This is a genomic window from Novosphingobium sp. AP12, assembly GCF_000281975.1.
Lineage (GTDB): Bacteria > Pseudomonadota > Alphaproteobacteria > Sphingomonadales > Sphingomonadaceae > Novosphingobium.
In genome coordinates this window covers 17,554-42,041 of sequence record NZ_AKKE01000057.1, presented here as the reverse complement: position 1 = coordinate 42,041, position 24,488 = coordinate 17,554, and the positions used below count along the sequence as shown (strand labels likewise).

35 protein-coding genes and 1 tRNA gene are annotated in these 24,488 nt (G+C 67.2%); 20 read left to right on the top strand and 16 right to left on the bottom strand.

What is annotated here, in order from left to right:
- The 3 genes from PMI02_RS10310 to PMI02_RS26365 form a co-directional block, all read right to left on the bottom strand.
- The coding region (locus PMI02_RS10310) for a hypothetical protein (RefSeq protein ID WP_007682290.1) at window positions 1-438 on the bottom strand (438 nt) is incomplete at its 3' end.
- Window positions 439-440: 2 nt separating this feature from the next.
- Window positions 441-902 carry a phage regulatory CII family protein gene (locus PMI02_RS10305; RefSeq protein WP_007682288.1) on the bottom strand — a complete coding sequence of 154 codons (462 nt, stop codon included), beginning with the start codon at window positions 900-902 and terminating at the stop codon, window positions 441-443.
- Complete coding sequence (locus tag PMI02_RS26365) at window positions 899-1,180, bottom strand: carph-isopro domain-containing protein (protein WP_081496676.1); 282 nt, start codon at window positions 1,178-1,180, stop codon at window positions 899-901. The genes PMI02_RS10305 and PMI02_RS26365 overlap by 4 nt, the downstream gene beginning before the upstream one ends.
- 9 nt (window positions 1,181-1,189) lie before the next feature.
- Here PMI02_RS26365 and PMI02_RS10300 point away from each other — a divergent pair, with 9 nt between their 5' ends.
- On the top strand, window positions 1,190-1,858 hold the full coding sequence (locus PMI02_RS10300; protein WP_007682286.1) for a LexA family transcriptional regulator: 669 nt from the start codon (window positions 1,190-1,192) through the stop codon (window positions 1,856-1,858).
- Here the strand turns inward: PMI02_RS10300 and PMI02_RS10295 are convergent.
- On the bottom strand, window positions 1,842-2,027 hold the full coding sequence (locus PMI02_RS10295) for a hypothetical protein (protein WP_007682284.1): 186 nt from the start codon (window positions 2,025-2,027) through the stop codon (window positions 1,842-1,844). The genes PMI02_RS10300 and PMI02_RS10295 overlap by 17 nt on opposite strands.
- Window positions 2,028-2,209: 182 nt before the next feature.
- On the opposite strand from PMI02_RS10295, the gene PMI02_RS10290 reads away from it, so the two are divergent.
- The 16 genes from PMI02_RS10290 (at window position 2,210) to PMI02_RS26360 (ending at window position 10,458) form a co-directional block, all read left to right on the top strand.
- A complete protein-coding gene (locus PMI02_RS10290; RefSeq protein ID WP_007682282.1) occupies window positions 2,210-2,590 on the top strand; it encodes a hypothetical protein in 381 nt (126 codons plus the stop codon).
- On the top strand, window positions 2,587-3,072 hold the full coding sequence (locus PMI02_RS10285) for a hypothetical protein (protein ID WP_007682281.1): 486 nt from the start codon (window positions 2,587-2,589) through the stop codon (window positions 3,070-3,072). Before PMI02_RS10290 ends, PMI02_RS10285 begins: the two co-directional genes overlap by 4 nt.
- Entirely contained in the window at window positions 3,069-3,311 is a 243-nt protein-coding gene (locus PMI02_RS10280) for a hypothetical protein (protein ID WP_007682280.1), read from the top strand. Before PMI02_RS10285 ends, PMI02_RS10280 begins: the two co-directional genes overlap by 4 nt.
- Entirely contained in the window at window positions 3,308-3,436 is a 129-nt protein-coding gene (locus tag PMI02_RS28170) for a hypothetical protein (RefSeq protein ID WP_255348711.1), read from the top strand. The genes PMI02_RS10280 and PMI02_RS28170 overlap by 4 nt, the downstream gene beginning before the upstream one ends.
- A 12-nt stretch (window positions 3,437-3,448) precedes the next feature.
- The gene (locus PMI02_RS25870; protein ID WP_007682279.1) at window positions 3,449-4,474 is read left to right on the top strand and encodes a DUF6551 family protein; all 1,026 of its coding nucleotides are present in this window, start codon (window positions 3,449-3,451) and stop codon (window positions 4,472-4,474) included.
- Window positions 4,474-4,839: a hypothetical protein gene (locus PMI02_RS10270; RefSeq protein ID WP_007682278.1), complete on the top strand. Its 366-nt coding sequence runs from the start codon at window positions 4,474-4,476 to the stop codon at window positions 4,837-4,839. Before PMI02_RS25870 ends, PMI02_RS10270 begins: the two co-directional genes overlap by 1 nt.
- Window positions 4,839-5,027: a hypothetical protein gene (locus PMI02_RS10265; RefSeq protein WP_007682277.1), complete on the top strand. Its 189-nt coding sequence runs from the start codon at window positions 4,839-4,841 to the stop codon at window positions 5,025-5,027. Before PMI02_RS10270 ends, PMI02_RS10265 begins: the two co-directional genes overlap by 1 nt.
- Window positions 5,024-5,206 carry a hypothetical protein gene (locus PMI02_RS10260; protein ID WP_007682276.1) on the top strand — a complete coding sequence of 61 codons (183 nt, stop codon included), beginning with the start codon at window positions 5,024-5,026 and terminating at the stop codon, window positions 5,204-5,206. The genes PMI02_RS10265 and PMI02_RS10260 overlap by 4 nt, the downstream gene beginning before the upstream one ends.
- Before the next feature lie 5 nt (window positions 5,207-5,211).
- A complete protein-coding gene (locus PMI02_RS25865) occupies window positions 5,212-6,741 on the top strand; it encodes a ParB/RepB/Spo0J family partition protein (RefSeq protein ID WP_007682275.1) in 1,530 nt (509 codons plus the stop codon).
- Complete coding sequence (locus tag PMI02_RS10250; protein WP_007682273.1) at window positions 6,728-6,961, top strand: hypothetical protein; 234 nt, start codon at window positions 6,728-6,730, stop codon at window positions 6,959-6,961. Before PMI02_RS25865 ends, PMI02_RS10250 begins: the two co-directional genes overlap by 14 nt.
- An 89-nt stretch (window positions 6,962-7,050) precedes the next feature.
- A complete protein-coding gene (locus tag PMI02_RS10245; RefSeq protein WP_238539048.1) occupies window positions 7,051-7,647 on the top strand; it encodes a site-specific DNA-methyltransferase in 597 nt (198 codons plus the stop codon).
- On the top strand, window positions 7,640-7,954 hold the full coding sequence (locus PMI02_RS10240; protein ID WP_007682270.1) for a hypothetical protein: 315 nt from the start codon (window positions 7,640-7,642) through the stop codon (window positions 7,952-7,954). Before PMI02_RS10245 ends, PMI02_RS10240 begins: the two co-directional genes overlap by 8 nt.
- On the top strand, window positions 7,951-8,247 hold the full coding sequence (locus PMI02_RS25860) for an HNH endonuclease (protein WP_007682268.1): 297 nt from the start codon (window positions 7,951-7,953) through the stop codon (window positions 8,245-8,247). Before PMI02_RS10240 ends, PMI02_RS25860 begins: the two co-directional genes overlap by 4 nt.
- Window positions 8,244-8,672, top strand: coding sequence for a hypothetical protein (locus tag PMI02_RS10230; protein ID WP_007682266.1), 429 nt, complete (start codon window positions 8,244-8,246; stop codon window positions 8,670-8,672). Before PMI02_RS25860 ends, PMI02_RS10230 begins: the two co-directional genes overlap by 4 nt.
- On the top strand, window positions 8,669-8,821 hold the full coding sequence (locus PMI02_RS27040) for a hypothetical protein (protein WP_157222461.1): 153 nt from the start codon (window positions 8,669-8,671) through the stop codon (window positions 8,819-8,821). Before PMI02_RS10230 ends, PMI02_RS27040 begins: the two co-directional genes overlap by 4 nt.
- Window positions 8,822-8,841: 20 nt before the next feature.
- The gene (locus PMI02_RS26360; protein ID WP_081496675.1) at window positions 8,842-10,458 is read left to right on the top strand and encodes a recombinase family protein; all 1,617 of its coding nucleotides are present in this window, start codon (window positions 8,842-8,844) and stop codon (window positions 10,456-10,458) included.
- Here the strand turns inward: PMI02_RS26360 and PMI02_RS10215 are convergent.
- Window positions 10,427-10,500: transfer RNA gene (locus PMI02_RS10215), tRNA-Gly, on the bottom strand. The two genes, PMI02_RS26360 and PMI02_RS10215, sit on opposite strands and share 32 nt — an antisense overlap.
- 220 nt (window positions 10,501-10,720) lie before the next feature.
- On the opposite strand from PMI02_RS10215, the gene PMI02_RS10210 reads away from it, so the two are divergent.
- Entirely contained in the window at window positions 10,721-12,088 is a 1,368-nt protein-coding gene (locus PMI02_RS10210; RefSeq protein WP_007682263.1) for a malonyl-CoA decarboxylase domain-containing protein, read from the top strand.
- A 149-nt stretch (window positions 12,089-12,237) separates the two neighbouring features.
- Here PMI02_RS10210 and PMI02_RS10205 read toward each other — a convergent pair whose 3' ends face one another.
- From PMI02_RS10205 to pepN, 6 genes are all read right to left on the bottom strand, one after another.
- The gene (locus PMI02_RS10205; RefSeq protein WP_007682260.1) at window positions 12,238-12,774 is read right to left on the bottom strand and encodes an adenine phosphoribosyltransferase; all 537 of its coding nucleotides are present in this window, start codon (window positions 12,772-12,774) and stop codon (window positions 12,238-12,240) included.
- 94 nt (window positions 12,775-12,868) lie between these two features.
- Complete coding sequence (locus PMI02_RS10200) at window positions 12,869-13,708, bottom strand: cytochrome c1 (RefSeq protein WP_036503290.1); 840 nt, start codon at window positions 13,706-13,708, stop codon at window positions 12,869-12,871.
- 25 nt (window positions 13,709-13,733) lie between these two features.
- Entirely contained in the window at window positions 13,734-15,020 is a 1,287-nt protein-coding gene (locus tag PMI02_RS10195; protein ID WP_007682256.1) for a cytochrome b N-terminal domain-containing protein, read from the bottom strand.
- A 23-nt stretch (window positions 15,021-15,043) separates the two neighbouring features.
- Complete coding sequence (petA, locus tag PMI02_RS10190) at window positions 15,044-15,577, bottom strand: ubiquinol-cytochrome c reductase iron-sulfur subunit (RefSeq protein ID WP_007682254.1); 534 nt, start codon at window positions 15,575-15,577, stop codon at window positions 15,044-15,046.
- Between the two features lie 228 nt (window positions 15,578-15,805).
- A complete protein-coding gene (pgeF, locus tag PMI02_RS10185) occupies window positions 15,806-16,570 on the bottom strand; it encodes a peptidoglycan editing factor PgeF (RefSeq protein ID WP_007682252.1) in 765 nt (254 codons plus the stop codon).
- Window positions 16,563-19,217: an aminopeptidase N gene (pepN, locus tag PMI02_RS10180; protein ID WP_007682251.1), complete on the bottom strand. Its 2,655-nt coding sequence runs from the start codon at window positions 19,215-19,217 to the stop codon at window positions 16,563-16,565. The genes pgeF and pepN overlap by 8 nt, the downstream gene beginning before the upstream one ends.
- 98 nt (window positions 19,218-19,315) lie before the next feature.
- Here pepN and PMI02_RS10175 point away from each other — a divergent pair, with 98 nt between their 5' ends.
- A complete protein-coding gene (locus tag PMI02_RS10175; protein WP_007682247.1) occupies window positions 19,316-20,161 on the top strand; it encodes a hypothetical protein in 846 nt (281 codons plus the stop codon).
- Here the strand turns inward: PMI02_RS10175 and PMI02_RS10170 are convergent.
- Both PMI02_RS10170 and PMI02_RS10165 read right to left on the bottom strand, forming a co-directional pair.
- On the bottom strand, window positions 20,071-21,000 hold the full coding sequence (locus PMI02_RS10170; protein WP_007682244.1) for a DMT family transporter: 930 nt from the start codon (window positions 20,998-21,000) through the stop codon (window positions 20,071-20,073). The genes PMI02_RS10175 and PMI02_RS10170 overlap by 91 nt on opposite strands.
- Complete coding sequence (locus PMI02_RS10165) at window positions 20,997-21,992, bottom strand: low specificity L-threonine aldolase (protein ID WP_007682242.1); 996 nt, start codon at window positions 21,990-21,992, stop codon at window positions 20,997-20,999. The genes PMI02_RS10170 and PMI02_RS10165 overlap by 4 nt, the downstream gene beginning before the upstream one ends.
- A gap of 63 nt (window positions 21,993-22,055) precedes the next feature.
- Here PMI02_RS10165 and PMI02_RS10160 point away from each other — a divergent pair, with 63 nt between their 5' ends.
- Window positions 22,056-22,346, top strand: a complete 291-nt coding sequence (locus tag PMI02_RS10160; RefSeq protein ID WP_007682240.1) for a GNAT family N-acetyltransferase — start codon at window positions 22,056-22,058, stop codon at window positions 22,344-22,346.
- 28 nt (window positions 22,347-22,374) lie between these two features.
- Here PMI02_RS10160 and PMI02_RS10155 read toward each other — a convergent pair whose 3' ends face one another.
- The 3 genes from PMI02_RS10155 to PMI02_RS10145 are packed head-to-tail and all read right to left on the bottom strand — an operon-like array spanning window position 22,375 to window position 24,481.
- Window positions 22,375-23,046, bottom strand: coding sequence for a chloramphenicol 3-O-phosphotransferase (locus PMI02_RS10155; protein WP_007682238.1), 672 nt, complete (start codon window positions 23,044-23,046; stop codon window positions 22,375-22,377).
- The gene (locus tag PMI02_RS10150) at window positions 23,043-24,014 is read right to left on the bottom strand and encodes a hypothetical protein (RefSeq protein ID WP_007682236.1); all 972 of its coding nucleotides are present in this window, start codon (window positions 24,012-24,014) and stop codon (window positions 23,043-23,045) included. The genes PMI02_RS10155 and PMI02_RS10150 overlap by 4 nt, the downstream gene beginning before the upstream one ends.
- The gene (locus tag PMI02_RS10145) at window positions 24,011-24,481 is read right to left on the bottom strand and encodes a nuclear transport factor 2 family protein (RefSeq protein ID WP_007682233.1); all 471 of its coding nucleotides are present in this window, start codon (window positions 24,479-24,481) and stop codon (window positions 24,011-24,013) included. The genes PMI02_RS10150 and PMI02_RS10145 overlap by 4 nt, the downstream gene beginning before the upstream one ends.
- Window positions 24,482-24,488 lie beyond the last annotated feature (7 nt).

Here is a 24,488-nt window from a genome sequence, read left to right as displayed (position 1 = left end):
CAGCCGAAGCCGATAGTCCGCAGCCTGACGGTGCGGCAGCTCCGCGCGATCGGCCAGCAGGTCCAAGCTGGGCAGGGCGCTCCCGGCTTCGGCCAGATCGACCAGCACGTGCAGCAACTGCTCTTCTGGCGTGCCGGCGATGCTCTGCTTGGCGGACACGGAGTTCGCCACCGTGGCGACCATGGGCCGCTTCTCGGCGAAGTAGTGCCAGATGCCTTCCCGCTTCACGCGCGACAGATGGCAAAGGCCCGCGGCCTGCCACTGGCGCATCATGGCTGGAATCGTCGCGCCGGGCGTAAGCGCCGGGCCCATGGCGTAGACGACACGCCCGCCCACGTCGGCGCGCCGGAATTCCCGCTCGAGGTCGGCCGCATCGCGATAGGTCGTCAGCGGGCCGATCCTGTATTGCGCGCTGCCCCTGTCGATCCGCCCCGACATGATCAGTGCCCCGCCGCTGCGCAGTAGAGCGCCCGCAGCCGCGCGAGCGACGCTTGAGCCTCGTCGATCTGGCGGGTGATCTCACCGACGTCGTGCTCGCAGACCTTTCCGTCCTTGTGCGCGGTCTGAATGGCAGCTGCGATGTCACCGAATTCGGCCATCGCCGCGACCAGCGCCTCGCCTGGGTTCATCGTGGACGCGGCGACCGTAGGCAGGCGATGGACGACGTGCCCCAACTCGGCTGCCATGGCAGACAGGATCGGCGGCGCGTCGCCCAGCACCATGCAGAGCTGGTCCAGTTCGAACGCGCACTCCACAGGGGGGAACACGTCGTCGTTTCGATTATGCCACCGGCCTACCGTGGAGGGCTGGCGCTTCGCGGTAAGCGCGGCGCTGTCCTTCCCGCCGTTGCGGGAAATCGCTGCGACGACTGCCAGCTTGATGCGGGCGACGGCCGGCGTCATGCGCGCGCTCCGATCGAGCCATTAGACTTTTCGCCACATTGAATAATGGACGAGTCTTGCTGCGTTGCGGCATCAGCTACGGCATGTTGAAGATCGCTCAAATCCTCCGGAAGCACCCGCCCCTCAGCCTTTGCTGCAAGGCGCAGATGAGCCATGCGGGAGTGCGGGATGCCATTTTTCCGCCAGCTATGGACGGTCGACATCGGAGCTTCGATCAGCTTTGCGACAGCGGAAGTGCCACCTAAGTGATCGATCACAGCGTTTGCGGAAGCGTTCATGACCTTGAAATGCGATATTCGCACTTCAAGGTCAAGCCCTCCAAGTGCGATTATAGCAGTTGCGATTATCGCAGTGCTGGGCACCTAGGGCCAATGCGCCCAGAGGAGATCAGAGCGGAGCTAGACGCTCGCGGTATGCAGATTGTTGATCTTGCGGAAGCGATCGGCATGAACTCGAACTATCTCGGCAAGGCCCTCCGTGGCGGCCGAAAGCTGTCAGCGGATGAGTTGATCGCTATTCAACAGGTACTGGCACCTGAGGATATCTCTCACCGCATCCGCACGATCCCTCATCTTGGTTCGGTTCCTGCGGGCGGCTTTAAGCCGGCGGAGCAGCAGGGCGGGCGACGCATGCCCGTCTCAGACCCTTCGACACCGCCAAACGCCTATGCTCTGACCGTCGAGGGAAATTCGATGGATCTTGTTGTTCCGGATGGCACCACCCTTGTTATTGACCCCGATGACAAAGCGCTATGGCCCGGGAAGCGTTACGTAATCCAAACCGAAGACGGCCAAACTACGTACAAAGAGTTTCAATCTGATCCCGCACGTTTAGTGCCGCTTTCGACCGACGATAGTCATCAGGAAATCCTGCTTGGCAATGATCCGATAACCGTCGTCGGTCGAGTGTACTCTTACATGATGCGCGACGTGGATCTGCCTAGGCGTTCTCGCTAACGAAGCGCTCGTGTAGCTCTTCGATCTCGCCCGGTACGGCAACGAAGAACTTACCCCATTCATCGAACTGGCCCAGGCCGAGCTCAAGTGCATCCTGTTGAGCTTGTTTCTTGACGCGCCGCCAGGGCGCTTTCGGCTGTCCAAACACGCGGACGCGGTAGAGCAACATCGATTTCTCCGTTCTGATTCGGTTTCTGAACCTGCCACGAGTGGAACAAAAAAGGAACAGGGCGACCGCTGGAAAAGCCTCTATGAATGTGAAATGCGATATTCGCACTTTAGCGCTTGACGGGCAAAGTGCGATAATCGCATATGTCCCTCCAACAGGCACACCGCCCGCTGGAGGTTTCCATGCTCAACGTCACCGTCTCGTATCCGCATGCAGGCTGCATCGCGTACATGGACGACGTCGACCCTGAGGGTAACGACGTCGTCGAGAAGGTGCGCATCATCGCGCACAAGCCCGAAGACCTTGTTCTCATCGCAATCCATTCGCACCGGTATCCGGGGCAGGTTGCCAGCGGCAACCGCACGGTATCGCTGAGCCAGCTGCGCGAACACGAGCGCGCCGCGCCGATCGACACGCCGCTGCTCGGTCACACCGACTTGTGCCCACACATCAACACGAAGTTTCCTTGGAAGTGTGACTGCCAGAAGAAGGCGGCTGCCAAGCGCGCGCGCCTTGAAAAGATTGCCCAGTCCTCGGGTCGCACCAAGGGCCGCCGCCGGTGAGCACGCAAAGCGCCACCGGCGGCGCAACGCTCTCCGGGATTGCGCTCGACGAGCACGATCGCCGGACCGCCAGCGCGGCGCGCCAGGTCAAGGCAGGCCAGCTGCCGGAGCACCGCGCCAAGCGCGAGCTGCTGCCATGGCAGGCCATCGCCGTCATCTGCGCCGCGCCCGGCGTGCTGACCGAAGACGTCACCGACTACCAGCGCACCATCGTCCACTACCCGGGCAATGGCGCGCCCGCCGTCTACGGCCACTTGCTGTCCGAGCAGGACGCGCGCTGGGAACTCGCCTGCGATCTGTGCCCGCCCAGCGTCTGGCGCGCCGCGCTCGGCAAGGCGCGTGACGTCGCCCTGGGCAAGGCCACCACACCGGAGCGCGTCACCCGCGCCCGCAACCTCTGCATCCTCGCCCGTGCGCTGGACGTGCCGCTGACCGCGGCTTCGTGCGCCCGGCCCGTCCAGTCCGAAAGGAAAGCCGCGTGAACCGTACGCTGCGCCCCGACCCCTTCGAGGCCTTCGTGTGGAGCCCGCATCAAGGCACGCTGGTCAGCCTCTATCGCCTGCGGGACGATTGGGACCACGTGGCCGAGATCGACGCCTCACTGATCGGGCGGGCCGAGGCGTGGTTCCTCTACGCGAACTACCTCTGGGTATTGCTGGCGATCGCGCTCGGCCTCTCCCTCCCCATCCTCGCAGGCGCGGCCTTCTGGCCCGCGCCGTGATCACCCCGCCTCCCGCGAACCCGAGCACGTACCGCTCGGGCCGCACGAGGATCGTCGTCGCCGGCGCCGCCATGTCGGCGGCGGCGATCCTCACCCTCCTCGCAACCCTCTTCATCCATCCCTGAAGGGAGCCCGCAATGGCAAAGCAAACCCAGGCCACCAAAGTCCCCAAGCTCAAGGTCAATCCGCCCCTCGGCCGCATGCCGGTGCTGCAGTTCCTGCCGCCGGTCGAACTGTCCGTCGACCCTGCTTACCAGCGTTCGGCCGAGGGTGGTGATAGCCAGGCGCTCATTCGACGCATTGCCCAGCACTGGGACTGGGACCTGTGCCAGCCCCTGGTGGTCGCACGGCGCCAGCAAGGCGCAGAAGAAACGTTCTTCGTGATCGACGGCCAGCACCGGCTCGAGGCCGCCAAGCTGCGCGGCGACATCGCGCAGCTGCCCTGCAACATCCGAAGCTACGCCAATGTCTCGGCCGAGGCCGCCAGCTTCGTGAAGCTCAACCAGCAGCGCAAGCCGCTTTCGAAGCTAGATCTGTTCAAGGCGGCGATCGCCAGTGGCGACAAGGAAGCCTGCGAGATCGTCAAGGCCATGGCGGATGCCGGTCTGGCCGTCGCACCCCATGCCAATCCTACAGCGTGGAAGCCGGGCATGGTATCGAACATTGCCGGCATCGAGGCATCGTGGCGCAAGCATGGCAGCCGCCGCACGTCGGTTGCGCTCCGCGCCCTCGCACAGGCCTATGCCGGGCAGGTCCTGCAGCTGGCCGGCACCATCTTCCCGGGGATCGCCGCCGTATCGTTCGACGAGCACACTCGGCACAAGATCTTCCTCCACGATCGGCTCGAGAAGTTCATCACCATGCTGGCGATCCGCAGCCAGGATGACTGGCGCCGCGATATCGCCCGCGCCCGCGTCGACAACACCGGCCTCAGCCTGACAAGCGCCAGCGAACACGTCATCCGCGAAGCGTGGGGCAGGGCATCCGGCAGCAAGCCTGCCACGACAGAAACGGTCGCACGCCCCGCGCCGCCCGCCGCTCGCCCGGCGCCTGTATCCATGCGCACCGGCAAGCAGTGGTGCGACCAGTGCGACCGCAGCGTGGACCATCGCGAGATCGCCGCATGTGCTGACAAGTTCTGCAAGACGAAGGCGGCCGCCTGATGAGCAAGCTCTCCCCACAGCAGATCGAGCAGATCGTCGGACGGCGCGAGGAACTCGGCCACAGCTATGATCAGCTCGCCAAAGCCTTCGGTGTCAGCTCGGGCGCTGTTTATTATCAGTGCCTGAAACATGGCGCGCGCGGACCGAGGCAGCGCTTCTTGCCGGTGCCGTCGCAGCAGCGCACCACCCACTGCAAGAACGGCGTCACTCAGCGCACCTTCACCGAGGAAGAAGATCGCCAGATGCTCGCCCTCGAAATGGAGGGGCTTAGCTACCTCGAGATCTCGCGCCGAGTAGGCCGGGCCTACACATCGGTTCGGATGCGCATCATGCGCCTCGCCATGGCCGAAGAGGCGGCGAGCTGATGCCGGCACCCGTCCCCAAGGATCCACTGGTGCGCGAGGGCCGCGACGCGGCGATCGACGCATACCTGCGCGGCGGCCAGCCCGCCCGCTGCCCCTATCGCCGCGCAACGAAGCGGGCCCTGTTCTGGAGCCTCGGCGCCGAGCAGGCTGGCAAGGCCCTCGACCAGCTGATGAGGATCGGCGCGTGAGCCGGGCCGCGTCGATCGACGCCGTGCCGATCGACGACGATGCGCGCGACGGCCGCTTCCAGCTTGTCTTCGCCGGGGGGCGATACGCCCTGGTCCGCTTCATCGCCGAGCACTGGGTCTTCTCCAGCGGCGTACCTCTCCCCGAACACCCCACCCTCTACCATCCCCGAAAGGATTGACCCTCATGGCCGACGCAACCGCGCCAGACTTCTCCGACCCGGCCGCCTCGACCGGCTTGACCACGATCCCGCTGAGCCAGCTGCTGCTCTCCAAGCTCAACGTCCGCCAGACCGAGCGCGACGTCGAAATCGCCAGCTTGGCGGAGAGCATTGCCGTCCACGGTCTCAAGCAGAACCTGGTCGTCGTGCCGGCGCACTTTACGACCAGTGATGTCAGCGAGGCATGGGACGGTAAGGACCGCTGGGCAGACAAGTTCGAAGTGATTGCCGGTGGCCGGCGCTTCCAGGCGATGCAGCAGCTTGTTGAGCAGGATCGTCTCGCGCCAACCTATCCCGTGCCTTGCCTTGTGGAGGATCGCGAGCAGGCCCGTGAGACGTCGTTGATCGAGAACCTTGAACGGCATGCCATGAACGCGGCTGACGAGTTCGATGCCTATGCCGCGATCGTAGCGCGGCACAGCGCCCGGCCGGAGATCCACGACGCCAACGCGATCGAGATCTGTGCCAAGCGGTTCGGGAAGAGCGTCAAGCACGTCGAAGGGCGACTTCGCCTTGCGGCGCTCGCGCCCGAGATCCTCGAAGCCCTCCGCACCAATGCCATCGGCGTCGATAGCGCCAAAGCCTACGCCAGCGTCGAGGACCATGGTCTGCAGCTGAAGGTATTCGCGGCGCAGGGCAAATCTAACTGGCAGCCCCACCATCCAGCCTCAGTCCGCAGTGCAATGCGCGAGAAGACCCTGTCGGCCAACGACGGACTCGTGAAGTTTGTGGGGCTGGACGCTTATGTCGAGGCCGGCGGCCGGATCGAAGCGGAAATGTTCATGGGCACCATGGGCGACCAACAGCGCGTCGTCGACGTGAAGCTGATCGAGAAGCTGGCGAAGGACAAGGCTGAGCCGATGATCGCGCCTCAGGCGAAAAAGGACGGCTTCAAGTCCGGCCTACTGGCCAGCGGAGTCAGCAGCTCTGCGCGCTGGCCTAAGGCGCCGGACGGCATGGACCGCTACTACAGCTACTACGAATCCAAGACGCCGACCAAAGCCCAGCTGAAGAAGTGCGTCGCGGTCTACGCCATCGCTCATGACGGCATCGGCATCGAAAAGCAGGGGCACTACCGGCCCACGCCCGTCAAGGAACCGCAGGAGGAACGCGACTGGGCGGCCGAGCGCGCCGAGGAGCAGCGTCAGTTCAGGATAGAGAGGCGCGCCGCCCAGCTTGCCGTCTACGAACTCGGAAAGTTCGCCGGCACACCGTTCGAGGGCCGCGCCTTCTGGCCGGCTGCAATGGCCCGACCGGTGGCGGTAGAGATCGACGACGAAGCTCACGCGATGGTGGCCGTGCTGGTGCGCGTCCCCGTCGACCGGATCAGCGCTAACCGCGAGGAAGCCGAGCGTCTGATCGCAGAGGAAACCGCCGCCGCCGAGGCGAAGAAAGCAGAAGCCGAGGCGGCCGAGGCGCAGCGCCGCAAGGCAATCGACAGCGCCCTAGACGACCCGGAAGCCCAAGCGGAGGACCAGGCCGATGCCGACGCTTAACCAGATAACCGCCAGCAACCTGACCGAGCTTGCCCGTGCGGCCCGGATGGTCCCCATCACGCCGGAAGACCGGGAGGAATTCGGACGGGCCCTGATCCTTCAGGGCTACGCCCCCGAACGCGCAGCGCACATGGCTGCCGTCGGCATCCTGGACAACGATGGAGCGCTTCAGATGCTTGCGCGGCACCGCATCCGCTACAGCCCTAGGAAACAGGCATGACTTGTGCGGCGACTGAGCGTGTCGAGCACATCGGCAACGCCACCCTCTACCTTGGCAATGCATACGCGATACGGCCGACTCTGGGCTGGATGGACGCGGACGTCATGGACCCGCCGTACCTGATCAAGACGTCCGGCGGCGGAAAGTTTCGCGCCGACCGACCCTACCTCGACCAGATCGAGGAAGAGGGCATGGCCCAGGACTTCGATCATTCCATCATCAATCCGCTGCTGTGCGGCAGCTTGGTCACGTTCTGCAGTAACGACCAGGTGCCGAGGCTGTCGACTCACCTCGATGGCCTTTTCCATCGGTTCGCCCTGTGCGCCTGGCGGAAGCTCACGCCGATGCCGGTAGCGAACAAGCACTACGTCCCGGAGATCGAGATCTATCTCCATGCGTGGAACCGCGGGCATCACCCGGTAGGCGATGTCGCCGACCTCAAGCGCATCGTCGACGCCCGCTCGCGCCAGTCGAAGGACTTCGGTCACCCGACCGTGAAGCCCGACGCTGTGATGGACAAGATCATCCGCAACGTCGCCGGGGGCTCCGTCTGCGATCCGTTCATGGGCACCGGCTCGACCGGCGTCGCGGCGATCCGCGCCGGCAAACGTTTCGTCGGCATCGAACACAACCCTATCCATTTCGAAACCGCATGCCGCCGAATTGCGGAGGTAGCCGATGCCTGATCCCGGCCTCAAGATCGCGCAGGAGCTGATGGCGGACGCCGACGCTCGCCATGTCATAGCCGAACTGTCCTGCTGGTATGACGACAAGATCCCGTACGCCCGCGAAGTCGCGCGCGACATCGGCATGCCCGTCGAGCAGCTGCGCGGAATCCTCCAGCGTCTAATCGCCGGCGGGTACGCGACCTACGGCCCGCTCTTCCGCGAAGATGACGGCATGCCGATCGGCTCGAGCTATTGGCTTACCGAAACCGGTGAACAGCTGCGCCTCGTGATGCCCGGCTTCGCCCAGGCGGTGCTCAGCCGATGAGCAGCGCCGCCAAACGCAAGGCCCGACGCCGGCATAAGATCGCGGTGCTCCGCAAGGCCCAGCGCGAGCGCTGCGGCGCGTGCGGGCACCGCGTCCCGCCTCTGGACGTCTATTGCGCGCCCGCGAACCGGCCCACGCTGGATCATGTCACTCCGCGCGCTGCCGGCGGCCGACGTATCTTGGGAAACCTGCTCGTGATGCACCAGCGCTGCAACGCCACGAAGGCCGATCCCCGCCCCACCGGCTGCGAGCTGCTGATGCTGGCCGCCGCCAACGCGAGGCTTGGACTATGACCACGCCCAGCTGCCCGATGTGCAACGACACCGGCTACAAGGACGATGCCAGCCTCAGGCTTGACCCATGCGATCACCAGCGACCGCCGGCGCTGCCCGCATTGCTCCCATGCCCGAATCCGGCCTGTGGCAGCACCGACGTGCACTTCAGGTCGAACAGGCGTGGCGCGCAGTGGATCAGCTGCGGTGGATGCAGCCTGTCGGTGTCGGACGGCAACCAGGACCGGCAGCACGCCACATGGAACGGCCTGCTCCGCCCGGATGCCCGCCCGCCAAAGGCATGGATCTACGAAAACCACTTCGGTGACGCCGAGCTGATCTTCAACCGCGACACCGAATACGCGGCGCGCCTCCGCGAGCAAGGGTACTCCGAAGACCCGCTCTACCTCGGCGTAGTCGCAGCCAATAAGGTGAGCGACCGGTGAGCACTTCGGCGCGCCTCCCCGATCTGGACCCGGCTGTTGTCGAGCTGGTGAAGGCCCTTGCGCGCGCCGCGGCCGCGAAGGACATTGGGCGCCTTCGACACAAGGATTCGCCCCGTGATGCCGGTTCCGCCGATCGACCCGGCAATTGAACGCGTGAAGCGCTAACGCAATGCGTACGCTCATCTATGCCCGCTACTCAAGCCAGCTGCAGAACAGCCGCTCCATCGACCAGCAGGTCGAGGTCTGCCACGAACGCGCGGCGCGCGAAGGCTGGACTGTGGTCGACGTCTTCGCCGACTATGCGATCGGTGGCGGGGCTGGCACCAACGAGGCCCAGCGCCCCGGGTTGGCTGCCATGCTGACACGTGTAGAGCAGGGCGATATCGAGCAAATCCTTGTCGACACGACAAGCCGCATCGCCCGTAACCAGGGCGACAGCCACCACATCCGCGACAGGCTGAACTATTGGGGCGCCCGTCTCTTCACGCTCGGCGATGGCGAGATTGATCGGTTCAAGGGCGCTATCAAAGGCCTGCTGGACGAACAGCAGCGCGTCGAGCTACGCCACAACATCAAGCGAGGCCAGCGCGACACGGTGGCGCAGGGCCGATCGCCGGCCGGCATCGCCTACGGCTACCGCACGGCCAATCGGATCGACCCGAACGGCCGCCCTGTGCGTGGCCTGCGCGAGATCGACGATGACCAGGCCGAGATCGTCCGCCGGATCTTCCGCGACTATGCCGCCGGCGTAAGCCCCGTGGCGATCGCACAGCGCCTTAATGCGGAAGGCATACCTGGCCCACGCGGCGATCGCTGGCGCGCGACGACAATTCGCCCGGATCGCACGCGCGGCAATGGCATGCTCCAGAACCAGCTATATATCGGGCGGATCATCCATAACCGGACCTCGAAAATCATCGAGCCGGTCACACGTACTGTGCGAATCCGACCGAACCCGCCCGAACAATGGGTGATCGAGGATGTCCCTCACCTGCGTATCCTCGATCAGGGCTTGTGGGAGGAAGTGCAGGCAGGCCTGCGGCGGCTCGAGGGTTCGGTGCCCCACAAGGCGCGCAGGGCAAAGCACCTGCTATCCGGGCTTGGCGTCTGTGGCGAATGTGGAAGCCCCTATATTGTCCGATCGCGCACGTACTGGGGCTGCTCGGGCCGGCGCGAGGGCAACAACTGCTCGAACAACCGAACGGTCGCCAACACCGACTACGAAACGCGCGTGCTCGAAGGTCTGCAGCGCCACATGCTGGACCCGCGCTTGGTCGCGATCTGGGTGAAGGAATTCCACGAGGAAAGGACGCGCCGCACGGCTGACCTGAAGCGGGAACGGAGGGACTTGGAGAAGAAGGCCGCGGAGTCCTCTGCCAAGATCACGCGCTTGGTCGACGCCATTTCGGGCGGAGCCGGAGAGTTTCAGGAAATACGCGAGGCCCTGACGAAGGCCCGCGCCGATCGCGATGTGGCGGCCAGCCAGTTGGCTGAGCTTGAGGCCCTGCCCGTGATCACCCTCCACCCCGCCATCGCCGAGGACTATCGCCGGCAAGTGAAGGAACTCACTGCGGCGGTCGCAGACCCGGCCGCGCGCGACGGCGCCATGCCCGCCATTCGCCAACTGATCGACCGAATCGTTCTGCGCCCGGCGAAGGGCGAACGCGGCATCGACATCGAGGTGGAAGGGCGCCTCGCCGCGATCGTAGCGCTGGCGACCGGGAAGAAGCTGGAAACGCCAAGTACGGCAAAGGTGGAGCGGGTAGCGGGAATCGAACCCGCATAGCCAGCTTGGAAGGCTGGAGCTTTACCACTAAGCTATACCCGCTCGGGCCTTGTGGTGGCAGGCGCTTGCCACGGCCGGGGCGCCTTCGTCAACGACTCTCTTGCCGCAATTCGCAATCGCCCGGGCGGCTTCTGTCCTGAAAAGCCCCGGGAACGGCGGTACTCGCGCCGTTCCGGCGCCTTCCTCCCCGCTTCACCGTATTCTCTCGGAGGGGCAGCGATGATAGCCTGCGCCCCTAGAGTTGCAGAGGATCGAGATCGCCATGAACACCTCACGGACCCGCTCCCCCTCCGACGGTGCGGCCCCGGCCACCACGGGAACGGCCGCCGCGCGGCGACGCAGCCCGCTCGACCTGCTGATGAATTCGGGTCTCGGCAAGATGCTGCGCGGGATCGGCGTGGCCCCCCGGCAAGACAGCGGCGAAAGCCTGCTCGACCTCGCCGACGCGCTGCTGTCGCTGCGCGGGCGGGCTTCCGGGCCGGCGCTCGCCTCGGCCTTCTTCGACCTCTACGAGGCCAGCGACCTTGAGGCGCGGCAGGACTTCCTCGGCAAGATCCACGACCTCCACCCGGCCGACGCCAAGGCGATCGACAAGGCCATCGCCAAGTGGACCGAAAAGCGCGACGAGGCCTCCGCGCTGGCGCTCAACGCGGCGAGCAAGTCGCCCAGCCGCCGCCTCATCAACCAGCTCAACCTCGCGCCGCAGGGCACGCAGCGCCTGATCGGCCTGCGTGAAGACCTGCTGGCGGTGCCGCGCACGGCGACCACGCCGGGCCTCATGGCGCTCGACCGGGACCTGGAGAACGCCTTCACCGCCTGGTTCAACGCGGGCTTCCTCGAACTGCGGCGGATCGGCTGGGACAGCTCGGCGCAGCTGCTCGAACGCATCATCCGCTACGAGGCGGTCCACCAGATCCAGGGCTGGGACGACCTCCGGCGCCGCGTCGAGCCGGTCGACCGCCGCTGCTACGGCTTCTTCCACCCTCAGATGCGCGACGATCCGCTGATCTTCGTCGAAGTGGCGCTGACCCCGCAGATCCCGGGCGCGATCCACCAGATCATCTCCGAGGAGCGCGAGACCATCGATCCTCGCGAGGCCAACTGCGCGATCTTCTACTCGATCAGCAACTGCCAGGTCGGGCTCAAGGGCATTCCCTTCGGCAACCACCTCATCAAGCGCGTGGTCGGCCTGCTGAAGGAGGAGCTGCCGCACCTCAAGACCTTCGCCACGCTCTCGCCGGTGCCGGGCTTCGCCAAATGGCTGGGCAAGGAGCAGGCGGCGGATGCTCCGGTTCCGGGCGCCAGGGACCTGCGCCAGCTCGCCGCGCGCTACCTCGTCCACGGCAAGGGCAAAAGCAACGAGCCGGCGGACCCGGTTGCCCGCTTCCACCTCGGCAACGGCGCCCGGCTGGAGGCGGTCCACGCCAATGCCGACCTCTCCGCCAACGGGCAGAAGCAGTCGCACGGGGTCATGGTGAACTACCTCTACGAACTCGCCGACATCGAGGCGAACGTCTTCGCTCTGACCGAACTGGGCACGGTGGCGACATCGAAGCCGGTGCTGGCACTACTCGAGCCGGAACCGGCGCCCAAGAAGGGCAAGGCTGCGAAGGATGCCGTGGCGGCGTGAGGACCACGGCTTGAGACAACCCGTCGTCCCGGCGAAGGCTGGGACCGCTCGCCGCGCCCCGCCCGCTTCTCGGCGGGGCTGTCGGCGGGGCTGTGCCTGAAGAATAGCTAGCGATCCCAGCCTTTACTGGGATGACTTCTTCTTCCGGCTCAGTGCCCCTCGAACGCCAGCAGCGCCTCGGCCGCCACCCCCGCATCGCGCAGCCTTTGCGCTCCGCCGAGCTCCGGCAGGTCGATGGCGAACAGCGCCTGCGCCACGGTGCCGCCCGCGCGGCGTAGCAGTTCGACCGCCGCCAGCGCGGTGCCCCCCGTGGCGATGAGGTCGTCGATCACCACCACCTTCGCGCCGCCGGGCACGGCGCCGGGATCGACCTCGAGCGTGTCGGTGCCATATTCCAGCGCATAGTCGATCGCGAGGACCGGGACCGGCAGCTTGCCCGGCTTGCGCACCGGCACGAAGGGCAGCCCCATCCGTGCGGCGACGGCGGCACCGAAGATGAACCCGCGCGCCTCGATCCCTGCGACGACCTCGGCGCCGGCGGCCTCGGCGCGGTTCGCCATGTGGCCGACGGCGGCGGCGAAGCCCGGACCGTCGCCGATCAGCGTGGTCACGTCGCGGAACAGGATGCCGGGCTTGGGGAAGTCCGGGATCGTGCGCACCAGCGCGCGGAGGTCTTCGACGGTCACGTTGGCATTCTCCGTTGGGCGGCCCGAAAGCGAAGCGCCCCGCCATCGCTGGGATGACGGGGCGCGGAGCCTTTAGCAGTCTTCCGAGGCGGCGTCAGTGCTTCTTGCCGGCCCAGATGTTCCGGTAGGACATGTAGCCCAGCACGGTCGCGAAGAGCAGGAACAGGGTCACGGCGAGGCCGGTCTGCTTGCGCTTGTCGAGAGAGGGTTCGGCGGTCCAGATCAGGAAGGCCGAGACGTCCTTCGCCATCTGGTCGACGGTCGGCTTGGGGTTGCCCGGGCCGTATTCGACCTGGCCGGGGCCGGTCAGCGGCGGCGCCATCGCGAGGTTGAGGTTCGCGAAGTACGGGTTGTAGTGCAGGCCGCTCGGCGTCTTGGAATCCGGGAATTCCTTCAGCAGCTTGGCGGGCTGGGCCTGGAAGCCGGTCAGCAGCGAGTAGACGTAGGCCGGACCGTCGTGGCGGGCCTTGGTCATCAACGAGAGGTCGGGCGGAACCGCGTTGTTGTTGGCGGCGCGCGCGGCGACGTCGTTCGCGAAGGGCTTGGGGAAGTAGTCCGTCGGCATGCCGGGACGCAGGTTCGCCTCACCCGTGTTGGGATCGGTGCCCGGGACCTGGAAGCCGGCGGCGATCGCCTTGACCTGGCCTTCGGAGTAACCGAGCTGCGCCAGGTCGCGGAAGGCGACGTGGTTCAGCGAGTGGCAGGCCGAGCAGACTTCCTTGTAGACCTGGAAGCCGCGCTGGAGCTGCTGCTTGTCGAACTTGCCGAAGGCGCCGTCGCTGGCGAAGGCCACTTCCTTGGGGTGGAGGTGGAATTCATGCTCGGCGGTCGGGGCGGCCGGATCGGTCGCCCAGGTGTAGAAGCCGAGCCCGAAGGACCACGCCAGTGCCACCGTGAAGAACAGCCCGACGAGGATCGAGAGAATGCGTGCCATGTCTTTCGTCTTTCGTTCTGGCTGATCAGGCGTTCGCTGCGGGAGCGAGCTGGGCGGCGTCATCATCGCCGAGAACCGCCTCGGTGATCGAGTAGGGCAGCGGCAGCGGCTTCTCGATCGCCGAGATGATCGGCACGATGATCAGGAAGTGCGCGAAGTAGTAGAGCGCCGCGAGCTGGCTGATCATGACGTAGGGCTCCGCCGCCGCGGCACCGCCGCAGTAGAACAGCACCAGCATGTCGACGACCAGAACCCAGAAGAACTTCCGGTAGAGCGGGCGGTAGGCACCCGAGCGCACCGGCGACTTGTCGAGCCAGGGCAGGAAGAACCACACCAGGATCGCACCGAACATGGCGAGCACGCCCATCAGCTTGGCCGGGATGAAGAAGAAGTCCTGGGTGAAGGCGCGCAGGATCGCGTAGAACGGCCAGAAGTACCATTCGGGAACGATGTGCGCCGGCGTGCTCATCGGGTTCGCCGGGATGTAGTTGTCCGGGTGGCCCAGCGCGTTCGGGAAGTAGAACACCGCGACCGCCATGAGGAACAGGAAGGCGCCCACGGCCCAGCCGTCCTTGGCGATGTAGTAGGGGTAGAACGGAACGGTGTCGCTCTCGGTCTTGACCTCGACGCCGGTGGGGTTCGAGGAGCCCGGGATGTGCAGCGCCCAGATGTGCAGCACGACCACGCCGACGATGACGAACGGCAACAGGTAGTGCAGCGAGAAGAAGCGGTTGAGCGCGGCGTTGTCAGGCGCGAATCCGCCGAGCAGCCACTGCTGGAGCGGCTCGCCGACGAAGGGAATCGCGCCGAACAGGCCGGTGATGACCTTGGCGCCCCAGAAGCTCATCTGCCCCCAGGGAAGCACGTAGCCCATGAACGCGGTGGCCATCATCAGCAGGAAGATGACGACGCCCAGCAGCCACACCATCTCGCGCGGGGCCTTGTACGAACCGTAGAAGAAGCCGCGGAAGATGTGCACGTAGATGACCACGAAGAACGCCGAGGCGCCGTTCGCGTGCATGTAGCGCATCAGCCAGCCCCAGTTGACGTCGCGCACGGTCATCTCGATCGTGTCGAACGCCACCGCCGTGTTGGCCGCGTAGTGCATGGCCATGACGATGCCGGTGACGATCTGGATCGTCAGGCAGATCAGGGCGAGGAAACCGAAGTTCCAGAAGTAGTTGAGGTTGCGCGGCACGGGATAGCCGCCGCCGACCGAGTTGTAGACGAGGCGCGGGAGGGGCAGCCTCTCGTCCATCCACTGCATGAAGGGATGGCTCGGCTTGTATTCGTTGGCCCAGGGAAAGCTCATGTTCGTGATCCTCTCTCTTGGCCTCAACCGATCTGGACGACGGTGTCTGAAGTGAATTCGTATTCCGGAACCTCGAGGTTCTTGGGCGCGGGGCCCTTACGGATACGGGCGGCAGTGTCGTAGGAGGAGCCGTGGCAGGGGCAGAAGTACCCGCCGAACTCACCCTTGATCTCACCCTCGCCGGCGCCGAGCGGCACGCAGCCCAGGTGGGTGCAGACACCCATCGTGATCAGCCAGTTCTCCTTGCCTTCCTTGGTACGCTCGGCAAGCGTCTGGGGATCGCGCAGGCTGGCGGTGTCCACCGCGTCGGCTTCCTCGATCTCCTTGGGAGTGAGGTTGCGCACGAAGACCGGCTGCTTGCGGAAGATCGCCTTGATCGCCTGACCCGGCTGGATCGCGGAGATGTCGATCTCGGTGGAGGAAGCCGCGAGGACGTCGGCAGAGGCCGACATCTGGCTGATAAGCGGGATGACGATCCCGACGCCCGCGACACCTGCGGCGCTTACTGCGGCGATGTTGATGAAATCGCGCCGCCGCACGCCCTCTGTTTCTGCCATGTCTGCCCTTGCCTTGCTTTCGACAACCCACTGCCGGGGGACCGGCAGGAGGTCAATCCTGACCAATGAGTAGCCTGGAATCCCCCGTGTCGGTTCAAGGCCCGGACGCAGCCCGACCCTCTCCCGACTTTGCGGGCCTGATATACGCGAAAGACGATCGTGCCAACCGCCTTTTTGGTCGGCGATGAGCGCTTGCGGCCAGCAAGGCGCCAGTAGATCGACAAGTAATCAGCCCAATCCGATCAACGAGATCTGGCGGCCGTAGGCAGGCTCCGCCCGATGCGTGGCACGGCGGAACGAGTAGAATTGCTGCGCTGCACTATAAGTGTCCTGTCCGAGACCTTCCGCCATGGCGATTCCGGCGCTTCGCAGCCGTGCGAGGACATAGCCTTCGAGGTCGAACTGGTGGTGGCCTTCGCGTCCGGCCCGGAAATGGCGGGTGTTGTCGGCATCATCGGCGACGAATCGCGCCGCGAATGCCTCGTCCACCTCGTAGGAGCCTTGCGCGATGCAGGGACCTACCGCTGCGACGATACTTGTCCGCCGCGCGCCGAGCGCTTCCATGGCGGCGATGGTGGCGTCGGTGACCCCGCCGATCGCGCCCTTCCACCCGGCATGGGCGGCGCCGATCACGCCCGCTTCGCGGTCGGCGAAGAGGACGGGGGCGCAGTCGGCGGTGAGGATGCCGAGCAGCACGCCGGGCCTGTCGGTGACGAGGGCGTCGGCATGGGGGCGGGCGTCGTCCGGCCAGGGTTCGGCGACGACGCAGGTGGCGGAATGGACCTGGTAGACGGTCGCGAGGCGAGCGCCGGGCAGCACCGCCTCGGCGGCAAGCTCGCGGTTGCAGGCGATCAGCGCCGGCTCGTCGCCCGAGCCGAGGCCGACGTTGAGGCCTGCCACGTCGCCCGTGCTCACCCCGCCGCGCCGGCCGAGGAAGCCATGCGGCAGATCCTCGAGCAGCGGGGCGCGGTTGATCTCGACGGGTTCAGCCAAGGCTCTTGGTCACCTGCTCGCGCACGTCGCGCGAGAGGGTGGGGACGGCGGCGATGCGTTCGAGTTCCTCGCGCATCATCGCGGCGCGGACCGGCTCGACGCGGCGCCAGCGGCCGAGTGCGGGGACGAAGCGCGCGGCCGTCTGCGGGTTCACCGGGTCGAGGCGGCGGATGAGGTCGCCGATCATCCGGTAGCCCTCGCCGCTTTCGTCGTGGAACGCCTGCGGATTGCCGGCGGCGGCCATGTAGAGCGCGCGCACGCGGTTGGGGTTGGTCATGGTGAAGTCGGGATGGGCGGCGAGTTCGCGGATATGCGCGAGCACGTCGGCGTGGAACGAGCCCGCCTGGAGCGAGAACCACTTGTCGATCACCAGCGCGTTGCCGGCGTGGCGGGCATGGAAGTCGGCCAGCGCCGCGGCCCGCTGGGGGGCGTCGAGGCTGGCGAGGACCATCAGCGCGCCCTGGCGGTCGGTCATGGTCTCGGCGGCCTTGTACTGCGCGAAGGCGCGCGTCGCCCCCTCGGCCGGGTCGCCCGCGGCGATGAGGGTGAGTGCCTGGGTCTTGATCTTGCGTGCGCCGCGGGCGGCGGCATCGCGGCCATAGGGCACCGCCACCGCGCGGTCGTGCAGGGCTTTCAGCGCATCGGCGCACTCGGCGCCGAGCCAGGCCTTCAGCGCCTCGCGCTCGGCATGGATGGCGCCGGGATCGGAGACGGCCAGCTGCTCGGCGAGGTAGGTCTCGGCGGGCAGGATCATGAGTTCGCCGCGCATCAGGTCGTCGAGCGCCGGATCGGCGATCACCGCCGCGAAGGCCGCGCCGATAGCGGCGCGCCCCTCTGCCCGCGAGGCATCGTCCAGCCGCCCGGCCACGCCGGCGACGAGGTGCTGGACGACGAGGCCCTGCATCGCCTCGTAGCGGGCGAAGGGATCGTCGTCGTGCGCGGCAAGGAACACGAGGTCCTCGGCAGGCCGCGCGAAGTCGATGGCGACGGGGGCGGAGAAGCCGCGATTGATCGACAGCACCGGGGGCGCCGCGAACCCGTCGAAGGTGAAGCTGCCCGATGCCTCGCCCAGCACGATGAGCTGCTCGCCCGAATGCTCGCCGGTGCTGCGATCGTAAAGGGCGACGCGCAGCGGGATCGGCATCGGCTGCTTTTCGGGCTGGCCCGGCGTCGCCGGTACGCTCTGGGTCAGGTTAAGGGTCGTACGGGTGCCGTCATGGTCCAGCTCGACGGAGACCTGCGGAGTGCCGGCCTGCGAGTACCAGAGGCGGAAGCTGCCGAGGTCGAGCCCGGCGCCGTCCTCGATCGCCTTGACGAAGTCCTCGCAGGTCGCGGCCTCGCCGTCGTGGCGTTCGAAGTAGAGGTCGGTGCCCTTTCGGAACCGCTCGGGGCCGGCCATGGTGCGCATCATGCGGATCACCTCGGCGCCCTTGTTGTAGATCGTCGCGGTGTAGAAGTTGCTGATTTCCTGGAACGAATCCGGGCGGATCGGGTGCGCCAGCGGACCCGAATCCTCGGGGAACTGGGCGATGCGCAGCACGCGCACATCCTCGATCCGCTTGACCGCCTCGCTGCCCATGTCGGCGCTGAACAGCTGGTCGCGCAGCACCGTGAAGCCTTCCTTGAGGCTCAGCTGGAACCAGTCGCGGCAGGTCACGCGGTTGCCCGACCAGTTGTGGAAGTATTCGTGGCCGATCACCCCCTCGACCGCGTCGTAGTCGCCGTCGGTGGCGGTTTCCGGGTCGGCGAGGACGTAGCGGGTGTTGAAGACGTTGAGGCCCTTGTTCTCCATCGCACCCATGTTGAAGTCGGACACGGCGACGATATTGAAAAGGTCGAGGTCGTACTCGCGCCCGAAGGTTTCCTCATCCCATCGCATTGAATTGATGAGCGAATCCATCGCGTGCTGGGTGCGGTCCTCGTCGCCCGGGCGGACCCAGATGTTGAGGTCGACCACGCGCCCGCCCGAGGTCGTGAAGGTCGCGTGGTTGGCGACGAGGTCGCCCGCGACCAGCGCGAAGAGGTAGCTCGGCTTGGGCCAGGGATCGTGCCACTCGGCCCAGTGCGTGCCGTCCTCGCCCTCGCCGGTGGCGGTGCAGTTGCCGTTGGCCAGCAGGATCGGGAAGCCCGCCTTGTCGCCGCTCATGCGCACCGAATAGGTGGAAAGCACGTCGGGGCGGTCAGGGAAGAAGGTGATGCGGCGGAAGCCCTCGGCCTCGCACTGGGTGCAGAGCATGCCGTTCGAGGCGTAGAGGCCCATGAGCTGGCTGTTGGCGGCGGGATTGACGCTGGTCTCGACCTCGACGTCGTGCGCCTCTCCGGTCAGTTCGACCAGGAGGTCGCCGCCATCGAGCCGCCAGTCGTTCACCTCGCGCCCGTCCACCCGGACGGCGAGCGGGGCGATCTGGTCGCCGTTGAGGCGCAGCGTCGAGGTGCCGTTGCCGGCAGCGTTGCGGGTGACCGACAGCTTGGAGACGACGTGCGTCGCGTCCACGCCCAACCGGAAGTCGAGCGCGACCTGCGGCACCAGCCAGGCGGGCGGCAGGTAGTCCTCGCGGCGGATGACCGGCGGCGACGCGGGGGGCGGCGCGGCGTCGGCGACCTGGGTGTTTTCCACGGGCTCGGCGGGTCTGCTGGCGATATCCATGCCGCATACTTAACCGCTCGGGGGCGGATTGCCAGCGGCGGTGGAGCGATTTCGGCGCAGGGTTGCGGGTCCGCGCCGGGATGCTAGGTCTGGCTGCGATGCCTCGCCTGTTCATCTTCGGCCTCGGTTACACCGCCCGCGTCATCGCCGCCCGCTTCGAGGGCCGCGGCTGGGAAGTCGTCTCCACCGGCAGCGACGGCACCCTCGCCTTCGACGACGCCGGGAGCGTGCGTGTCGCGCTGGCGGATGCGGATCATGTGCTGTCCTCCGTCCCGCCGGGCAGCGAAGGGCGGGGCGAGCCGCTCGATCCGGTGCTGGAGCTATACGGCGACGCGCTGCGGGGCAAGGCGCTGTCCTACCTCTCCTCCACCGGCGTCTACGGCGACACCGGCGGCGCGTGGGTGGACGAGGGCGCGCCGGTCGGCACCGGGCGGCGCACCGCGCGGGCCGAGGCGGACGCGGCGTGGCTGGCGCTCGGTGCGCGGGCGTACCGGCTGCCGGGGATCTACGGGCCGGGGCGCTCGATCTTCGAACGACTGGCGGAAGGCCGCGCGCACCGGATCGACCTGCCGGACCAGGTCTTCAGCCGCGTCCATGTCGCGGATATCGCAGCGGGCGTGCTCGCCGGGGTCGAGGCACAGGGCGGCGCCTACAACCTCGCCGACGACCTGCCCTGCGGGCAGAACCGGCTGGTGGAGGAAGCCTGCCGCCTCACCGGCATGGCGCTGCCGCCACTGCAATCGCTCGACGAGGCCGGGCTCTCGCCCATGGCGCGCGGGTTCTATGCCGAGAACCGCCGCGTCGCCAACGGCAAGGCGAAGGTCGTGCTCGGCTGGCGGCCGCGCTATCCCAGTTACGTCGAGGGCTTGCGCGCGCTCAGCGCCACCGCGAGGCCCACGGTCGCCAGCGCCGCGCCGCCGGCCGCCAGCAGCGACCAGCGGTAGCCCTCCAGCACGGTCGAGAAGACCATCGCGATGACCACCACCGCCACGCCGTTGTACGCCGCACGGCCTGCGCCGAGCTGGCGGATCAGCGTGAAGTAGAGCGGGAAGGTCACCACCGAACCCGCCAGCGCAAGGTAGGCGGTGCCCAGCCAGTAGCTCGTGCCGGTCGGCAGCACCGGGGGGCCCGCCGTCCACAGCGCCAGCCCGGCGTCGCACAGGGTGCCGTAGAGCATCGCCCAGGCCAGCAGGCTCACCATCGGCAACCGGCTGCCGACCTCGTTCGCCTGGATCACGTTCGAGACCGAGGCGCAGAGCATCGCCGCGAGCGCCAGGCCGATGCCGACGAGGACGCTGCCGCCGGTTTCTCCGGTCGGGGCGGCGCGCGATTCGTGGAGCAGCAGCAGGGCGATGCCGGCGATGGCGATCCCGCTCCCGATGGCGAAGCGCGCGCTGATCGGCTGCTTGAGCATGAGGCGCGCCAGCAGCGCGTTGGGCACCAGCAGCAGCGCGATCATCAACGCGACGATGCCCGAGGTCAGGTGCGCCTCGGCGCGGTAGACGAAGTTGTAGTTGCCGCAGAACTGGGTCAGCCCGACCAGGAACGCGAGGCCCTGCCCGTCGCGCCCGATCCGCAGGCTGCGTCCCATGGCAGCGGCGACGATGAACATCGCCGGGGTCGCCAGCGCGAAGCGCCAGGTCACCGACCAGCTCGCCGGCACGTCGCCGATCTGGCCGGTGATGACCCACCAGGTCGATCCCCAGATCAGCGCGACGATCAGGAACGGCAGCGCCACCGCCGGTCGCAGCATCGAGATGGGCTGCGTGTCCCCGGCGCTCATAGCGCCGCGATCGCCTTCGCGAGCGCCGCTATGTCGCCGGTCTTGGCGTCCCACGAGGTCACCAGACGCGCGGCGTCCGGGCCCCAGTCGTAGAAGGTGAAGCCGGCGCCGCGCAGCGCCGCGCGCTCGGCGGCGGTGCAGGTGAGGAACACCTCGTTCGCCTCGACCGGGTGGAGCAGGCGTTCAGGGGCGGCGGCGGCGATTCCGGCAGCGGCGGCATTGGCCGCGCGCGCGTTGTCGAGCCACAGCTCGTCCTCCAGCATCGCCAGGATCTGCGCGGCAAGGAAGCGGCCCTTGCTCTGGAGGTGCCCGGCGCGCTTGCGGCGGTAGCGTATGACCTTCGCGGCCTCGACGTCGAAGAACACGATCGCCTCCGCGCCCATGCCGCCGTTCTTGACGAAGCCGAAGCTCAGCACGTCGACGCCGCTTGCCGCCTCGGCCGCCGAGCAGCCGAGATGTGCCACCGCATTGGCGAAACGGGCGCCGTCCATGTGCAGGCCGAGGCCGCGCGCCTTGGCGACGGCGGCGATCGCGGCGACTTCGGCGGGGCGGTAGACGCAGCCGTACTCGCTCGCCTGGGTGATCGAGACCGCGTGGGGCTGGACCTGGTGGACGTCGTCGCGGATCGCCTCGATCACCGCCGCCAGCGTCGCCGGCGTGACCTTGGCGCTGGCGCCATCGGCCAGCAGCAGCTTGGCGCCGTGGAGGAAGAAGCCGGGCGCTCCGGCCTCGTCCATCTCGATATGCGCCTCTCGGTGGCAGACCACCGCGCCGTGCGGCGGCACCAGCGATGCGAGCGCCAGGCAGTTCGCCGCCGTCCCGGTCGCCGCCCAGAGCACCGCGCACTCGCGCCCGAACAGCGCGGTGAATGCCGCGTCGAGGCTCCGGCTGAGCGCATCGCCGTCGTAGGGCGCGTCGGGCGCATCGGCCGCCATCATCGCCTTCCAGACGGCGGGGTGGACGGCGGCGGCATTGTCGGAGGTGAACTGCATAGCCATATGCCCTGAGAGGACGGGCCGTTTCCGTCAAGCGTCAGCAACGAGGAGAAGCGTCCTATGGTCGGCGTCACCATCACCAAGCACGAGACCGGCTCCACCGGCGAGTACCATGCGCACATCGCCGACAGCGACCACATCGGTCGCCTCACCTGGGCTGAGCGCGGCGGTGTCCGCTACGCCGAGCACACGCTGGTCCCGCCCGCGATCGGCGGACGCGGCGTCGCGATGCGGCTGGTCGAGGCGATGGTCGCCGACGCGCGCGAGGAAGGCTTCAAGATCGGACCATTGTGCAGCTACGTCGACGTGGCGTTCAAGCGGCACCCGGAATGGGCCGACGTGCGGGCTTGAGCTTCCTCCCCCGACGGGGAGGGGAGGATCAGGCCGCTCGCAGTTCATCGAACGCCGTACCCGGCCCCTGCGCCAGCCGCGCCGAGATCATCGCGCAGACCGCCTCCGGCCCGTGCACCGAGGTGTCGATGGTGAGGTCCGACACCGCGTTGCGATAGACCTCCTCGTAGAACCACGGGCGCAGGCGGGTGAGGCGGTCGATGATCTTGGCCGCCGCGTCCTCGCCGAGCAGGTCGGTGGGGATCTTCTTGTCCATGCGCCGCTCGGCGACGCGGCGTTCCAGCACCTCGAACGGGGGTTTGAGCGTCACCAGCAGCACCGGCAGCCCCTCGGTGCGGGCGACGAGGTCCTGCAGCACCGGCGGGTCGCTCATCAGAAGGTGGTCGAACACCACGTTGAGGCCTTGCCGCGATGTCGCCGCCATCCATTCGTGCAGGGCGGCGAACGCCTTCGTCCCCTCCGGCCCGAAACGCCAGCGCAGGGGTCCGTCGGGGTCCGCCGGATCGACGGGCACCGCCTCGATCCCCTGCGCGGCGAGCGGGCCGTGGTGGCCGAACTTCGCGGGCAGGGTCTGGGCGGTGAAGTGGTCGATCCCGTAGAGCAGCCAGTAGTCCTCGCGGGTCTTCTGGAAAAGCTCGCAGGTGGTCGACTTGCCCGAACCCGAGGTGCCGTTGACGACGACGATCTGGCCCAGGGTCACGCGGGACTTCCCAGCGCGATCTCGCCGCGCGCGATGCGGCGGAAGCGTTCGGCGGGGGAAAATTCCTGGTTGTCTCCCCAATGCTCCACCCCGTCCCAGTCCCAGCGCACCAGCGACCAGACGACCGAGTGGTCGGTGTAGCCGGTGAAGACGAGGCCGGGGTCGATCTCGCCGGTGGCCTCCATCGTGCGCCCGAGCGTGTCGGTGCCCTGCCAGAGCACTTTCGCCGGGCCGAACCGCCCCCATTCCAGCACCTCGCGCCGGCCCGAGGCGAGGCTGGCCATCTCCCCGTCCTTCCAGATGAAGCCGCCGATCGAACGCGCCTCGGTCCCCTCGCCCATGGCGATGGCGTGGAAGGCGCTGGGTCCGCCCGCGCCGGAGCCGATGCCCCAGAAGTAGCCCCCGCAGGCGAGCGATTCGTACTCGCGCGCACCATAGGAAGTGTCGCGCATCGACCAGCAGTCGATGGCCCATTCCTCGCCGTGGCGGCGTATGGTGCCGGTCATGCGGCCGGGCTGCTCGATGTGGAACTTCGCGGTGGAGGCCTGCCCGGCGTCGCCGGTGCGCAGTTCGTGCGCGGGGCCGATGGCGGTCCACGTCAGGTCAAGCAGAAGCCCGTCGCGGTGGTAGTCGAGCTTGTACTTCGCCATCGGCTCGATCATCCGGCACGACAGCGAATTGCGCGCCGTCATGTCGAACTTGCCGCGCGTGCCCGCCGGGAGCGCCTGCAGGTGGCTCCACTGGTAGTGCAGGCAGTCGTGCTGGAAGGTGCCCGAGGGGTCCCACAGCACCGGGCCGCCGTTCAGCATCCCCATGTTGGGGCGGAAGTAGTACTGGATCATGCCGTGGATGCGGCGTTCGGGGATCGAGAGCGAGAACCACACGCTTTCGTTCCAGTAGGGGTTGTCGTCGCGGCCTTCGCCGAAGTGGTCGGCGAATGTCAGCCCCGCCTTTTCCGCCACACTCATGCCGCGCGCACTCCCTCGGGCCATTCGATGTCGAGGCTGAGCCGGGTCAGGGTGAGCGTGGCGATGCGCCAGTCCACTTTCCCATCGGCGCCATCCTCGAAGCGGTAGGTCTCGTGGTAATGGCCGCGTCCCTGGATCGCCTTCCACCCCTCGCGCGGGTGGGCGCGGGTCCAGGTGATGAGGTCCTGCATCGCCCAGATGGCCGAGGCGCTGAACGCATCGTGGACCTCGATCTCGGCGGTCAGGCCTTGGTGGCACGAGACCGCGTGTTCGAGCGAAGTGCGCAGGCTGTCGGCGTAGGCCTCGCCCCCGCAGAGCCATATCCGCCCGTCGGGGGTCAGCACCTTCATGTCGCGGGTGAACACGCCTGCCAGTTCGTCCCACTGCTTGGTGTCCATCAACCGGAAGTAGCGCGCCTTCAGGTTGCGGATCCGCTCGATCGCCTCGAGCCGCTGGGTCGCGTCCATGTCCTCT